This is a genomic window from Streptomyces sp. NBC_00667, assembly GCF_036226825.1.
Lineage (GTDB): Bacteria > Actinomycetota > Actinomycetes > Streptomycetales > Streptomycetaceae > Streptomyces.
This window is the reverse complement of sequence record NZ_CP109022.1, coordinates 4,148,225-4,162,353: the sequence shown is the minus strand read 5'-3', so window position 1 is coordinate 4,162,353 and position 14,129 is coordinate 4,148,225. Positions and strand designations below refer to the sequence as shown.

Here is a 14,129-nt window from a genome sequence, read left to right as displayed (position 1 = left end):
TCTGCCCTTACTTCGCAGCCGCGAGCTCGGCGGCCTTGTCGGCCGCGCCGTCCATGGTGTCCACGCGCTGCACCAGCGGGTGGTTGGCGTCCGAGAGGATCTTGCGACCCAGCTCGGCGTTGTTGCCGTCGAGACGGACGACGAGCGGCTTGGTGACCGCCTCGCCCTTCTCCTCCAGCAGTGCCAGCGCCTGGACGATGCCGTTGGCGACCTCGTCACAGGCGGTGATGCCACCGAAGACGTTGACGAAGACGGACTTGACGTCCGGGTCGCCGAGGATGATCTCAAGGCCGTTGGCCATGACGGCGGCGGAGGCGCCACCGCCGATGTCCAGGAAGTTGGCGGGCTTGACGCCGCCGTGGTTCTCACCGGCGTAGGCGACGACGTCGAGGGTGCTCATGACGAGACCCGCGCCGTTGCCGATGATGCCGACCTCACCGTCGAGCTTGACGTAGTTGAGGTTCTTCGCCTTGGCGGCGGCCTCGAGCGGGTTCGCGGCCGCGTGGTCCACGAACTCCTCGTGACCCGGCTGGCGGAACTCGGCGTTCTCGTCGAGCGAGACCTTGCCGTCGAGCGCGATGACGTCGCCGTTGGCGACCTTCGCGAGCGGGTTGACCTCGACGAGGAGCGCGTCCTCGGCGATGAAGGTCTGCCACAGGGTCACGAGGACCTCGGCGACCTTCTCGGCGACCTCGGCCGGGAACTTCGCGAGCGCGACGATCTCGCGGGCCTTCTCGATGGTCACGCCCTCGTTGGCGTTGACCGGCACCTTCGCGAGGGCCTCGGGGGTCTTCTCCGCGACCTCCTCGATGTCCATGCCGCCCTGCACCGAGGCCATGGCCAGGAAGGTGCGGTTGGTGCGGTCGAGGAGGTACGAGACGTAGTACTCCTCGAGGATCTCGGGAGCGGTCTCGGCGATCATCACCTTGTGGACCGTGTGGCCCTTGATGTCCATGCCGAGGATGTCCGTCGCCCGGGCGACGGCCTCGTCCGGGGTGGCGGCGAGCTTGACGCCGCCGGCCTTGCCTCGGCCACCGACCTTCACCTGCGCCTTGACGACCGACTTGCCGCCCAGCCGCTCGGTGGCCTCGCGAGCCGCCTCAGGCGTGTCGATCACTTCACCGGCCAGCACCGGTACACCGTGCTTGGCGAAGAGGTCCCTCGCCTGGTACTCGAACAGGTCCACGCGCGTCCGTCCCTTGTCTTCAAAGATTCGCAGTGATTCGCGGTTGTCTGCTATCTGCGTGGGCGTGCCGCGGAGGGCAACGTGACGGCGCTGTCACAAGGAAGGCGCACACGGTGACCGTGGACGCGGCATGTCCGTCTCGCAGGTTATCCCCGTGGGACGTGGGTCCCTAAATCACAGGTCGCACCAGAGCGGTGATACCTGTCACAGATCGCCTCACGGTTGAGCTGCGCATTCGTACGATCCACCGACTGGCGGCCGCGGGTGCGGGGCAGGGACGCCGGGCGCGGCGGGGGCGTTCACGGGACGGGCAGCGGCCGCTTCTCCAGGGCGGCGGCCATCACGTCGGGGAAGAGGTCGGGGGTGCAGGCGAAGGCGGGTGCGCCGAGTGCGGCCAGAGCCGCCGCGTGCTCGCGGTCGTAGGCCGGGGCGCCTTCGTCGGACAGGGCGAGCAGGGTCACGAACTCCACCCCGGCGGCCTTCATCGCGGCGACCCGCTTGAGCATCCCGTCGCGTATCCCGCCCTCGTAGAGATCACTGATCAGGACCACGACGGTGTCGGCCGGCCGGGTGATCCTGGACTGGCAGTAGGCGAGGGCCCGGTTGATGTCGGTGCCGCCGCCGAGCTGGGTGCCGAAGAGCACGTCGACGGGATCGTCGAGCTGGTCCGTGAGGTCCACGACGGCGGTGTCGAACACCACCAGCCGGGTGGCGATCGTCCGCATCGAGGCGAGCACCGCCCCGAAGACCGAGGCGTAGACGACGGAGGCCGCCATCGAACCCGACTGGTCGATGCAGAGGATGACCTCCTTCTTCATGGACTGCGCCGCCCGGCCGTATCCGACCAGCCGTTCCGGGACGACGGTGCGGTACTCGGGGAGGTAGTTCTTGAGGTTGGCGCGGATCGTCCGGTCCCAGTCGATGTCCCGGTGACGGGGGCGGCTGATGCGGGCGGAGCGGTCGAGGGCTCCGGTGAGGGTGGCGCGGGTACGGGTCGCGAGGCGCTCCTCCAGCTGCCGGACCACCTTGGCGACCACCGTGCGGGCGGTCTCGCGGGTCGTCTCCGGCATGGCCTTGTTGAGGGAGAGCAGGGTGCCGACGAGGTGGACGTCCGGTTCCACCGCCTCCAGCATCTCCGGCTCCAGCAGCAGGGAGGACAGGCCGAGCCGCTCGATGGCGTCCCGCTGCATGACCTGCACCACGGAGCCGGGGAAATACGTCCTGATGTCCCCGAGCCAGCGGGCCACCTGCGGCGCGGACCCGCCGAGCCCGGCCGACCGCTCCCCCGTCCTCTTGCGGGAGCCGCCGCCGCTCTGGCCGTACAGCGCCGTGAGCGCGGCGTCCATCTCCGCGTCGCGGCCGGAGAGCGAGCAGCCGGTGCCCTCGCCCTCGCCTCCCCCGAGCACCATCCGCCACCGCCGCAGCCGCTCGCCCGCGTCCGTCGGCCGTCCCGTACCGGTCTCCATCTGTCCGTCCCCCTCGTCCCGTGTCCTGAGCCGCCCGGCCCCTCGCCGGCGGCGCCTTCGCCGTGCCTTCTGCTGCGCGGCGCCCCACGTCAGTCCGCTCCCACCCCCGCCCCGGCGAGCAGCATGCGGACCACGTCCGCCACCGCGTCCGCGCGGACGGGGTCCAACTCCCGGCCGAAGCCCTCGGGGGCCGGGCCGGGCCCCGCGGTGCGCGCCCGGGCGGCCGGTCCCCGCCGGACCAGTTCGCCCAGGGCCCGCTTCACGCCCGGCTCGTACGCCCCGAAGGTCCGCCGCAGCAGGGGCAGTACGTCGACGAAGGCACCCGCCGGCACCGACACCAGCCAGGCGTCGATCAGGCCGAGCAGCCGCTCGTCGTGGACCAGCAGGGTGCCGCCGCCCGCGCTGCCGCCGGCGAAGCCCTCGATCCAGCCCGCGGCGTCGGCCGGGGTGGCCGCCGGGGACAGCGCGAGCCCCATCAGCCGCGCCGTCTCCTCGGGCGGGAGCCTGCCGTCGTCCAGGAGCAGCCGTACGGCCCGGCCCCTGATCAGCCCGGGCACGGTGTCCCGGCCGGCCAGCGTCCGCAGCACCGCCGCCCAGCGCTCGCGCAGCCCCTCGTCGGCGTCGGCCAGCAGGGCGATCGCCCCGTGGACGGCGTCGACGTGCCCCCGTAGCTCCGCCGCACCGTCGGCGTCCGCCCCGGCCGCGCAGGCGGGTGGCAGGGCCACGCATATCCGCTCCGCGAGCCCGGCGGCCACGGTGGCGAGCGCCTGCGCGTCGGTGCCCCGTACGTCCCCGTACCGCAGCGAGCGGGCCAGCGCGGGCAGCGCCTCGGCGAGGCGTGCCACATCGGTGTCGAGTGCGGCCCGGTCCGCGAGGGCCCGCAGTACGGCGGGCAGGGCCTCGGAAAGCCCGGCCAGGAGGCACTGTTCGGCCAGGGCGGTGACCTCGCCCAGTTCGGCGGCGTCCGCCGCGAGCGCCTCGGCCCGGGCGGTGGCCGCCCCCAGGACGGTCGTGCCCCAGATCCCCGCCTCCGCGACCCGCACCGACAGCTCGGGCTCCCAGCGCAGCCGCCACGTCTCCCGGAACGTGCCGGTGCTGCCGCGGGAGGCGGTGGGTACGCCCCAGTCGATGCCGAGCAGCCGCAGCCGGTGCAGCAGCGAGGACTTGGCCGCGTCGGTGTCCTTGCGCAGGTCCAGTTCCAGCTCGCGGTCCTGTGCCTCCGCCTTGAGGCGCAGGGACCGCTGTCTGCGGGTGAGGTCCCGCTGGAGCGGTACGACGGGCGCCGCGTCCGGGACTTCGCCCAGTACGTCCCCGACCACCAGGCGGTCCTCGATCAGGGCGAGCGGTATGTCGGAGCCGTCGCACATGACCGCCCGTACCGCTTCGAGGGTCTCGGTGAGGCCGGGCACCGGCCGCCCCCGCACGGCGGCGAGGGTCTGCGCGAGCCGTACCGCCTCTATGACGTGGGCGGAGGAGACCTGCCGGTCCTCCTCCCGGAGCAGGCCCGCGACCTTGGTCAGCCAGCGCTCGACGGGCCGGTCGCGGGCGGTGAAGAGGTGCGCGTACCAGCCGGGCGAGGTGATGCCGGCGCCGTATCCCCCGGCGCGGGCGAGCCGGCGGTGCGTCCAGGGAACCCAGGTGGTCTCCACCTTGATCTTGGGGAGTCCGGTCAGCAGTGCCTTGTCGGCGGAGGCCGTGGCCGGGGCGCGCAGGGCCGGGACGTGCCAGGCCCCGCAGACCACGGCGTAGCTGTCGCCGAACTCGCGGCGGGCGGCCCGCATCCGCTGGCGCATGTACGCCTCCCGCACCAGGTCGCGCGGGTTGCCGCCGCAGCCGTACGCCTCGCGCAGCGCGCCCATCGCTTCACCGAGGGCTTCGAACGCGGCCAGGGGGTCTTCCCGTACGGCGTCACGGTGCTCGACGACGTCCTCCCACCAGCGCTCGGGGTCGTCGTACCCGGCGCTTTCGGCGAGCACCGCGAGCGGCTCGACCCGTACGGAGTCGGGCCGCTCCTCCTGGTCCTCGGTCACGGCCAGCGAGTGCGCGGCGGGGAGGTCGATGAACCGGACGGGCACCTCCCGCTCCTGGGCCCAGCGGATGGCGGCCCACTCCGGGGAGAACCCGGCCAGCGGCCAGAACGCGGCCCGCCCCGGATCGTCCGCGGCGTGGGCGAGCAGGGCGACGGGCGGTCGCATCTGCGGGTCGGCGGCGAGCGGCAGCAGCGCGTCCCCTTCCGGCGGCCCCTCTATGAGCACCGCCGCCGGCCGGACTCGGTCCAGCGCGGCCCGCACCGCGCGGGCGGAGCCCGGTCCGTGGTGGCGGACCCCCAGCAGGAGGGGTCCCCCGGTGCGCGGGTTCATGCCGTCACCTCCCGGCAGGCGCGGTAGAAGTCCTTCCAGCCGTCCCGCTCGCGGACGACGGCTTCGAGGTACTCCTGCCAGACCACCCGGTCGGCGGCCGGGTCGCGGACCACGGCACCGAGGATGCCGGCCGCCACGTCGGAGGGGCGCAGGACGCCGTCCCCGAAGTGGGCGGCCAGGGCCAGGCCGCCGGTGACCACGGAGATGGCCTCGGCGGTGGACAGGGTGCCGCTGGGTGACTTGACCTTGGTCCGGCCGTCGCCGGTGACCCCGTCGCGCAGCTCGCGGAAGACGGTGACGACGCGGCGGATCTCCTCCAGGCCCTCGGGCGCCGCCGGCAGGTCCAGGGCGCGGCCCATCTGGTCGACGCGGCGGGCGACGATGTCGACCTCGGCGTCCGCGGTGGCGGGCAGGGGCAGCACCACTGTGTTGAAGCGGCGGCGCAGCGCGCTGGAGAGCTCGTTGACCCCGCGGTCACGGTCGTTGGCGGTGGCGATGAGGTTGAAGCCGCGCACGGCCTGCACCTCCTGGCCGAGCTCCGGTATGGGGAGCGTCTTCTCGGACAGGACGGTGATGAGGGTGTCCTGGACATCTGCGGGGATACGGGTGAGTTCCTCGACGCGGGCGGTCATGCCGTCGGCCATGGCCCGCATGACGGGGCTGGGGACGAGGGCTTCGCGGCTGGGGCCGTGGGCCAGGAGACGGGCGTAGTTCCAGCCGTAGCGGATGGCTTCCTCGGGGGTGCCGGCGGTGCCTTGCACCAGGAGGGTGGAGTCCCCGCTGACGGCTGCGGCGAGGTGCTCGGACACCCAGGTCTTCGCGGTGCCGGGGACTCCGAGCAGGAGCAGCGCGCGGTCGGTGGCCAGCGTGGTGACGGCGACTTCGACGATGCGGCGCGGACCGACGTACTTGGGCGTGATCACGGTGCCGTCGTCCAGTGTGCCGCCGAGCAGGTAGGTGGCGACGGCCCACGGGGAGAGCTTCCAGCGGGTCGGGCGGGGCCGGTCGTCGGCGGCCGCCAGGGCTTTCAGTTCGTGTGCGAAGGCGTCTTCGGCGTGCGGTCGCAGTGCCTCTGCGCGGTGTTCGGTCTCGGGCGTGCTCATGGTCCCCCTCCAATGCTCGGCAGCCGCTTCCGACTGCTGACACCACGGTGCACCACCCCACTGACAACGGCCTTCGCTGGAGGCGTCGTTGCAGGTCAGGGCGATTGTCAGTGGGGGTCTCTACGGTGGGACACATGACTGAGCAGGGGGTCCGCTGGACAGCGGAACAGGTACTGGCTCTGGCTCCTGACGATGCGTCGCGCAAGGCGGGGGGCAAGCTGGGTGGGGCGGGTCCGTGGTCGCAGACCGGAGGTTCCGCTTCCGGTGCGGTGTGGGGGTTGTGCAAGGGCAGCGGCAAGACGCCGTACCGGACGGTCGTGGATCTGACGGGCCCGGCGTACAAGTGCTCGTGCCCGAGCCGGAAGTTCCCGTGCAAGCACGCGCTGGGGCTGCTGTTGCTCTGGGCAGCGGAGGGGGTGGGTGATCCGGCACCGGAACCGGAGTGGGCCGGCGAGTGGCTGGCGGAGCGGGCGGCGAAGGCGGCCCGGCCGGCGGTCGCCAAGCCGGTGGACGAGGAGGCGGCCAGGAAGCGGGCGGAGCGGCGGGCGGCCCGGATCGGGGCGGGGGTCACCGAGCTGGAGCAGCGGCTCCTGGATCTGCTGCGGGGCGGGCTCGCCGGCCAGGAGCAGGCGGGGTACGGGGCGTGGGAGGAGACGGCGGCCCGCATGGTCGACGCCCAGGCGCCCGGACTGGCCTCCAGGGTAAGGGAGTTGGCGACAATACCCGGTTGCGGCCCCGGCTGGCCCGCCCGGATGCTTGAGGAGTTCGCGCTGCTGCACCTGCTCGACCAGGCCTGGCTGGGGGTGTCCGGGCTGCCGGAACAGCTGGCCGCGACGGTGAGGACCCGGGTGGGGCTCGCGCCTTCGGCGGAGGGCGAAGCCGTCCGGGACCACTGGCTCGTGCTGTCGCAGTACGACTCGGTGTCCCCGGACGGCCGGCTCATCACCCGTCGGATATGGCTGCGTGGGCTGGCGGGCGGGCGGCCGGCCCTCGTGCTGGACTTCGGACCGCCGGGGCGGCCTCCGGGGCTGGCGCTGCCGGTCGGACTGGTATTGGAGGCGGAAGTCCGCTTCCGGCCCGGTTCGGCGGGACTGAGGGCGGATCTCGGGGAACGGTGTGCGGCGGCGGTGCCGGGCGGGCGGGCGCCGGTCGGGGTGAGTGCGGAGGCGGCGCTGGAGGCGTACGGTGCCGCACTGCGGGAGGACCCCTGGCTGGAGTCGTGGCCGGTGGTGCTGGGGCCGGTGGTTCCCGTACCGGGTGAGTGGGGCTGGCAGTTGGCGGACCTGGAGGGGACGTCGGCGCTGCCGGTACCGCTCGCGGGGCCGGGCGGCAGGTCCCGCTCGGGACTGTGGCAGCTCGCCGCGGTCTCCGGCGGGGGGCCGGTGACGGTGTTCGGGGAGGTCGGTCACCGGGGGTTCACGCCCCTGACGGCCTGGCAGCCGGATTCGCCGGAACCGGTGGCGCTGGTCTGACGGGTCGGCGCGACCGGCGCGGGCACAGCAAGAGGCGGGCGACGCGGGGGAGCGTCGGCGCTGGGGAGGGAACGGCGGCGCGGGGGCGCCGTCGTGCAGGACCGAGATGAGCCGGGGGGCTTCGATGAACGACAACCACGCCAGCTGACGCGCGATTTGAGACGACATTTCACCATTGTGCTCCGGTCCCGCGGAGGGGGCGGGACCGGAGCACCGCACGGCACGACACGAGGGAGGGGTCCGATGGAGACGGCTGGGGCGGAGCGCACCGGACGCACGGCGCACGAGGGACACGCGGGGCAGCAGGGGCAGGAGGCGTACGCCGACTGGGACGGGCTGGTCGGTGCCGCACTGCTCGGCACCGAACGGCGCCGGGGCGGCTCACCTCGGGCGCTGTTGGACGAAGCGGCCGTCCAGACGCTGCGGCGCCGGGCCGGGCTGCGGCCCGCGCAGGCGCAGGAGCGCCCCGAGCCGGCGCCGCGCGATCCGCGCCCCGAACCGCCGGAAGCGGCCCGGCGGCGGTTCACGCAACTGCTGGCCGGCCGCGGCGCGGGCGGCTCGGGCGGGCGGCGGGGGGCCGCCCCGGATCTGACGGAGCTGCTGCCGCAGTGGCTGGCCGCCGCCGTACGGCACGGCTACCGCGCTCCGGCAGCGCTGGCCCCGGCGCTGCTGGACGCGGCCAAGGCCCGTACCGACCTCCGGCCGCACGCACTGGCCCTGGCCGGGAGCCGGGGACTGTGGCTGGCCCGGCTGAATCCGGACTGGCGGTTCGCGCTGCGCGGCGGCGCGGCCGGCACGCCGGAGCTGCCCGGCCCGGAGGACCGCGAGGGGGTCGAACGGCTCGGGCAGGAGGGCCTGTTCGCCGAGCGGGTGGCTCTCCTGGGTGCCGTACGGGCGCACGACCCGGCCGCCGCGACCGCCCTGCTCACCACCACCTGGACCGCCGAACGGGCCGAGGACCGGCTGATGTTCCTGGACTCGCTGAGGGTGGGGCTGTCCGATCTGGACGAGCCGTTCCTGGAGGCGGCCCTGGGCGACCGCAGCCGCAACGTCCGGGCGACGGCGGCCGAGCTGCTGTCGGCGCTGACGGGTTCCGCGCTGGCGGGGCGGATGGCGGAGCGGGCGCTGGCCTGCGTGGGGCCGGAGGGGATCGACCCCCCGACGGAGTGCGACGCGGGGATGCTGCGGGACGGCGTGGTCAAGCGGCCGCCCGCGGGGCGCGGGGAGCGGGCCTGGTGGCTGGGCCAGCTGGTGGAGGCGGCTCCGCTGTCCCGCTGGCGGGAGCGGTTCGGGGGGCTCGACCCGGCGGCGATAGTGGCCCTGCCCGTGGGCGACGGCTGGGCTGAGGAACTGCATGCGGCGTGGTGCCGGGCGGCGGTGCGCCAGCGTGACCCGCAGTGGTCGAAGGCGCTGCTCGGCTCGGCCTCGGCCCCGCCCGCGGCCGGCCCGGGCACGGCGTCGCTGGCGGAACGGGCGAAGCTGCTGTCGGTCCTGCCGGACGGGGAGCGGGCCGAATGGGTGGCGGAATTCGTACGGGCACACGGGCTGTCGGAAGCGTTCCAGCTGCTCGGGGTGTGCGTGGTGCCGTGGGCGGGGGCGCTGGGCCTGGCCGTGGTGGACGCGCTCGACGCGGCCCGGCAGGCGGGCAGCTACCCGTGGAGCTTCAGCGGGGTGATGGGCCTCGCGGAACGCTGCCTGGACCCTGCGGACGCCTCACGGCTGGAGGCCCTGACCAGGGCGCCCGGGGACACCGTCGAGGTCTCCCCCGGCGCGGCGGCGTACTGGGAGGAGGCCTTCCAGCGCCTGGCCTCCACCCTCCACCTCCGCGCGACCATGCTGGCGGAGCTGACACCGCCGTCCTGAGCCCGGCCGCGCCCGCGCCGGGCGGGGTACGCCACCCGGGCGGGGCCCGCCACCGGGGCGGAGCACCGGCCAGCTCAGCACCGCCGGGCACTGGGCCGCCGGGCTCAGCACCGCCGGGCCCAGGGCCGGCGGCTCAGTGCTGGCGGACGTTCGCGTTGACCCAGTCCACGATCGCGGTGGTGGTGGCGCCCGGAGTGAAGATCTCCGCCACGCCCTTGTCCTTGAGGGGGGCGATGTCGTCCTCGGGGATGATGCCGCCGCCGAAGACCTTGATGTCCTCCGCGTCACGCTCCTTCAACAGCTCCAGCACCCGCACGAACAGCGTGTTGTGGGCGCCCGAGAGGATCGAGAGGCCGATCGCGTCGGCGTCCTCCTGGATCGCGGTGTCCACGATCTGCTCGGGGGTCTGGTGCAGGCCCGTGTAGATGACTTCCATGCCCGCGTCCCGCAGCGCACGCGCGATCACCTTGGCCCCGCGGTCGTGGCCGTCGAGACCCGGCTTGGCCACCACCACACGGATCGGACCGGTCACACCCATCGCACTGCCTCCCGAGTGAACGAACGTTAAGTACAGCATCGCGCACCAGCCCGTTTCACAGTCAAGCAGGAGGGGGAAATCACACAGAGGGAGCGTGGAGCCACTGCCACTGGTTCACCGCCCCCACCAACTGGTTCATGCCGGCGGATACGCCACGGTGGAGCCGCACCGAGTCGTCCCGCCACCGCGCCGTCAGCCGCACGGCACGGAGGCGGGCCGTCGGCGGTACGGCCCAGTACCCAAGAGGCCCGGAGGCCGCCATGGGGCTGTCGATCACGCCGATATCCGTACCCTTACCGCTCGCCGCCTTCCGGTCGCCGGCGGCCCTTCGGGCAGCCGTCCTGGAGGCGGTGGTGCTCAGCGGGCACCTGCTCCTGTACCCCACCGGGGTTCTCGCGGAGCGGCTCGCCGCCGACACCGCGGCCGGGGCCGCCGGGCAGCGCCCCCCGGTGCTGCTGCTGCACGGCTTCACCGACAACCGCTCGGTATTCGTCCTGCTGCGCCGCGCCCTCGCGTCGGACGGCCTGCGCCGGGTGGAGACGTACAACTACTCTCCGTTCACCCGCGACCTCCGCGACACCGCCCGACAGCTGGCCCGTCGTGTCGGGGAGCTGTGCGAGCGCACCGGGCAGGAGCGGATCGACCTGGTCGGCCACAGCCTCGGCGGCCTGGTCGCCCGGTACTACATCCAGCGGCTCGGCGGCGACGCCCACGTGCGCACCCTCGTCACGCTCGGTACCCCGCACGCCGGCACCATCGTGGCGCCCTTCATGGACGCCCACCCGCTGGTCCGCCAGATGCGGCCGGGCTCCGAGGTCATGGCGGAACTGGGCGCACCCGCTCCGGGCTGCCGGACCCGTTGCGTGGCCTTCTGGAGCGAGTTCGACGGGCTGATGTCGCCGCCGGGGACGGCCCGCCTCGACCACCCCGACCTGATCGCCGAGAACGTGCTGGTCACCGGCATCGGCCACCTGGCGCTCCCGGTCCACCCCACCGTCATCAATGCGATCAGGCGCACTCTGGACGCCCCGCTCGCCCGCCCGTCGTCCGGCACCGACGGTGCCGAAGTGCGCCGCATCGCCATCTGAGGTACGGGCAACGCCACACGGCGCGGAGTCGAACGCATATCGAACTCAAGGCCAAGGCTCGGTGTTCAGTCGACCGAAAGACAGCCGAATGCCCGGTTCCCGTGAGGCCGAAACCCTTCGAAGATTGTCGTCGCCAGTAACCGCCGGGTACAGTCGCGCCACTGCTCTCCTCCGGGGAACCTCTCATTCCCCGGCCACCCAGGCCCCCACTGCCGAGGCGAAAGAGAAGTTGGTGAACGACCGCCCCTCGTCGGGCCAGTACCCCGAAAACGGGTACGACGGCCTCTCCACCACCACTTTCGCTGGTGACCAGGCCTACGTTTCCTATGAAACGCAGGGCCAGGGCTACAACTACGGTGCTTCCGCGGCGTATGACGCCTACGGTTCGTACCAGTCGACCGGCACCTACGACGCCACCGCGTGGACGGGCCAGGAGAGTTACCTCTCCACCGTCCCCAGCCAGGCCATGCCCGAGGACACCACGGGCCAGTGGGACGCCAACGCCTGGAACGGCGCGAACACCGCCGAGTACCAGCCGACTTCCTTCGGCTACGAGTCGGCGGGCGCCGAGCAGACCGCCGAGCAGACCGTCGACCAGACCGCGCAGTGGAACACCTTCACCGCGTACGGGCAGCAGGACACCGGCGCCTACGACGCCACCGCCTGGAACACCGGCCACGGCGACGGCGGATACGACGACACGTCGCTCCACGCGGCCCACCACGGCTACGAGACCTACGCGTACGAGGCGACCAGCGTCGTCCCGGTGGTCATGCCGGAGGACGGCGCCCCTGACACCGCAGGTCTCCACGCCGATACCGCCGATACCGCCGACATCCACGCCGCCGAGACCGCCGTCTTCGAGGCCCTCTCCGACGATGACGCGCCGGAGCCGTCGGCCGGCGTGCACGCCATGGCCACGCAGACCATGCCGGTCACGCCCGGTGCGACGCCGGCTGAGCCGCGCGCCTCACGCCGGGCCGGGAGCGCGAAGAGCGGGAGCGCGAAGAGCGGGACCGGGAAGTCCGGCAGCGCGAAGACGAGCGGCGCGAAGTCCGGCAACTCCAAGGCTTCGGGCGGCAGTAGCCGTCGCCGCACCCCGGCGAAGCGTTCCGCCCTCCTGACCGTCGCCGTTCCCTCGGCCTGCGTCATGGGGGTCGCGGGAGTCGCGGCCGCCTCGGTCGGCGGGCTCACCGGCACCGACAAGCCCGCCCAGGACACCACCACGATGGCCGCGGCCGACCCGGCCTCGGTGAAACCCGTCGCGGCGAACAACAAGCTCGACACCCAGCTCACCGCCCTCAGCGCGGACGCCGGCGACTTCGCGGACCGCGCGAGCCGCACCCAGGAACGCCTGGACCTGAGGCAGCGTCAGGAAGAGGAGAAGAAGAAGCGGGCCGAGGAGGCCGCGGCCAAGGAGGCCGCCCGCCCCAAGTTCGCCATTCCGGTCACCCAGCACGGCCTGAGCGCCGGGTTCGGGCAGGCCGGCGGCATGTGGATGTCCGTGCACACCGGCATCGACTTCCCGGTCTCCTACGGCACTCCGGTCATGGCCGCCACCGACGGCACCGTGCGCACCCAGTGGAACAGCGCTTACGGGAACATGGCCATAGTGACCTCGCCCGACGGCACCGAGACCTGGTACTGCCACCTCAGCAGCACCAAGATCCGGTCCGGCAAGGTCAAGGCCGGTGACGTCATCGCGTACTCCGGCAACTCCGGCAACTCCACCGGTCCGCACCTCCACTTCGAGGTGCGCCCCGGCGCCGGATCGCCGATCGACCCCCAGGCGTGGCTGCGCAGCCACGGTCTCGACCCGACGTAAGCGCGGGTCCCGGTCCCCGCCCCCGGCAACTCCGTAGCTCAGCGCTCCCTGCCTCAGCGCTCCCTGCCTCGGCACACTCCGCCTCGGCCCGCTGTTGACCCTCGACTTGGTCCAGGGCCCACAGTCCCGGGTGTGGAGAACGAGATGCGCAGTATCGGCGAGATGGCCCGCGACAGCGGACTGGGCGTGAGCGCCCTGCGGTTCTACGACGGCGCCGGCGTTCTGGTACCGGCGCGGGTGGATCCGGTGACCGGCTACCGCTGGTACGGCCCGGAGCAGCTCGAAGAGTCCCGGTTGCTGGCCCGGCTGCGCCGTACCGGTATGCCGCTGGCCGACATCCGGCTCGTCCTGGCCGGATGGTCCGGCAGGGACACCGACTTGGTACGCCGGCTGCTCCAGGCGCATCTGCGCCGTCTCGAACTGGGGCTGTCCGACGCCCGCAACGAGTTCTCCACGATCCGAGCGCTACTCGAAAACAGGGAGAACCCGATGGCTTCGCTCCACACCGCCCCGATCCGGCTGACCGTCTCCGCACCCGAACTGGCCGCCGCCCTGGACGCGGTGCGCTTCGCCGTCGGCAGCGACCCGGAACTGCCGGTGCTCGGCGGCGTCCTGTTCGACATCGAGGGCGACGGACTCCGTGTCGTGGCCACCGACCGGTACCGGATGGCTGTCGCAGCGGCCCGTACCGCCGGCCACGGCGGCCCCCGAGTGCAGGTCGTCGTGCCGTCCCCGCTCGCCGACGCGATGCGGGCGCTGCTCGGTGACGACGCCTCCGCCGAACTCACCGTGGACGCAGACCGCGTGGCCCTGGAGACGGCGGACCGTGAAGTGGCCGGCCGACGCCTCGACCACGACTTTCCCGACTACCGTCGCCTCGTTCGCCTGCCGGCGGGCCGGCGGGCCCTCGTCGACGTCCCGGCCCTCCGCGAGGCGGTGGAAACCGGCCCCGTCCGCGCGGGCGTGGTGCGGGAGCCGGACGGCGTGCCCTGCGAGCTGACCGTGCTCAAGGTGGCGGCCGACGGCGTGGTCACCGTGTGCGAAGACGGTGACGACGACCGGGACCAGGTCGCCGTCAACCGCGAGTTCCTGCTGCACGCCCTCGCCGCCGGAGCCCGGGACCGGCTGGTCCTGGAGTTCGGCGCGCCGACGGCGCCCCTGGCGATCCGCCGGAGCGACAGCGAGGACACGTTCTCCCTGCTGATGCCGTTCCGCCTGGACGACTGAC

General features: G+C 73.2%; 10 protein-coding genes. 5 read left to right on the top strand and 5 right to left on the bottom strand.

Features of this window, described 5'->3' with window-relative positions; genetic code table 11:
• Positions 1-7: 7 nt before the first annotated feature.
• From sucC to OHA81_RS19405, 4 genes are all read right to left on the bottom strand, one after another.
• The gene (gene sucC / locus OHA81_RS19420; protein WP_329197633.1) at positions 8-1,186 is read right to left on the bottom strand and encodes an ADP-forming succinate--CoA ligase subunit beta; all 1,179 of its coding nucleotides are present in this window, start codon (positions 1,184-1,186) and stop codon (positions 8-10) included.
• A gap of 299 nt (positions 1,187-1,485) precedes the next feature.
• Entirely contained in the window at positions 1,486-2,652 is a 1,167-nt protein-coding gene (locus tag OHA81_RS19415) for a VWA domain-containing protein (protein ID WP_329197631.1), read from the bottom strand.
• Positions 2,653-2,741: 89 nt separating this feature from the next.
• Entirely contained in the window at positions 2,742-5,012 is a 2,271-nt protein-coding gene (locus OHA81_RS19410) for a DUF5682 family protein (RefSeq protein WP_329197629.1), read from the bottom strand.
• Positions 5,009-6,115: an ATP-binding protein gene (locus OHA81_RS19405; protein ID WP_329197627.1), complete on the bottom strand. Its 1,107-nt coding sequence runs from the start codon at positions 6,113-6,115 to the stop codon at positions 5,009-5,011. The genes OHA81_RS19410 and OHA81_RS19405 overlap by 4 nt, the downstream gene beginning before the upstream one ends.
• 134 nt (positions 6,116-6,249) lie before the next feature.
• On the opposite strand from OHA81_RS19405, the gene OHA81_RS19400 reads away from it, so the two are divergent.
• Positions 6,250-7,587 (top strand): SWIM zinc finger family protein, encoded by a 1,338-nt coding sequence (locus tag OHA81_RS19400; protein ID WP_329197625.1) that lies wholly within the window; start codon positions 6,250-6,252, stop codon positions 7,585-7,587.
• 243 nt (positions 7,588-7,830) lie between these two features.
• Positions 7,831-9,450: a DUF5691 domain-containing protein gene (locus OHA81_RS19395; protein ID WP_329197623.1), complete on the top strand. Its 1,620-nt coding sequence runs from the start codon at positions 7,831-7,833 to the stop codon at positions 9,448-9,450.
• Between the two features lie 133 nt (positions 9,451-9,583).
• Here the strand turns inward: OHA81_RS19395 and OHA81_RS19390 are convergent, their stop codons facing one another.
• Positions 9,584-9,988 (bottom strand): cobalamin B12-binding domain-containing protein, encoded by a 405-nt coding sequence (locus OHA81_RS19390; RefSeq protein WP_329197621.1) that lies wholly within the window; start codon positions 9,986-9,988, stop codon positions 9,584-9,586.
• Positions 9,989-10,248: 260 nt separating this feature from the next.
• On the opposite strand from OHA81_RS19390, the gene OHA81_RS19385 reads away from it, so the two are divergent.
• From OHA81_RS19385 to OHA81_RS19375, 3 genes are all read left to right on the top strand, one after another.
• A complete protein-coding gene (locus OHA81_RS19385) occupies positions 10,249-11,076 on the top strand; it encodes an alpha/beta fold hydrolase (RefSeq protein ID WP_329197619.1) in 828 nt (275 codons plus the stop codon).
• A gap of 88 nt (positions 11,077-11,164) precedes the next feature.
• The gene (locus OHA81_RS19380; RefSeq protein ID WP_329197617.1) at positions 11,165-12,901 is read left to right on the top strand and encodes a M23 family metallopeptidase; all 1,737 of its coding nucleotides are present in this window, start codon (positions 11,165-11,167) and stop codon (positions 12,899-12,901) included.
• 144 nt (positions 12,902-13,045) lie between these two features.
• Positions 13,046-14,128 (top strand): DNA polymerase III subunit beta family protein, encoded by a 1,083-nt coding sequence (locus tag OHA81_RS19375; protein WP_329197615.1) that lies wholly within the window; start codon positions 13,046-13,048, stop codon positions 14,126-14,128.
• The last annotated feature ends 1 nt before the right edge of the window (position 14,129 follow it).

What these genes read in the sequence shown, in the direction of transcription:
- OHA81_RS19380 (WP_329197617.1), top strand. Translation starts at nt 11,165, where the DNA reads ATGCCCGGTTCCCGTGAGGCCGAAACCCTTCGAAGATTGTCGTCGCCA.
- OHA81_RS19395 (WP_329197623.1), top strand. Translation starts at nt 7,831, where the DNA reads ATGGAGACGGCTGGGGCGGAGCGCACCGGACGCACGGCGCACGAGGGA.
- OHA81_RS19405 (WP_329197627.1), bottom strand. Translation starts at nt 6,115, where the DNA reads ATGAGCACGCCCGAGACCGAACACCGCGCAGAGGCACTGCGACCGCAC.
- OHA81_RS19390 (WP_329197621.1), bottom strand. Translation starts at nt 9,988, where the DNA reads ATGGGTGTGACCGGTCCGATCCGTGTGGTGGTGGCCAAGCCGGGTCTC.
- OHA81_RS19375 (WP_329197615.1), top strand. Translation starts at nt 13,046, where the DNA reads ATGCGCAGTATCGGCGAGATGGCCCGCGACAGCGGACTGGGCGTGAGC.
- OHA81_RS19415 (WP_329197631.1), bottom strand. Translation starts at nt 2,652, where the DNA reads ATGGAGACCGGTACGGGACGGCCGACGGACGCGGGCGAGCGGCTGCGG.
- OHA81_RS19385 (WP_329197619.1), top strand. Translation starts at nt 10,249, where the DNA reads ATGGGGCTGTCGATCACGCCGATATCCGTACCCTTACCGCTCGCCGCC.
- OHA81_RS19400 (WP_329197625.1), top strand. Translation starts at nt 6,250, where the DNA reads ATGACTGAGCAGGGGGTCCGCTGGACAGCGGAACAGGTACTGGCTCTG.
- OHA81_RS19410 (WP_329197629.1), bottom strand. Translation starts at nt 5,012, where the DNA reads ATGAACCCGCGCACCGGGGGACCCCTCCTGCTGGGGGTCCGCCACCAC.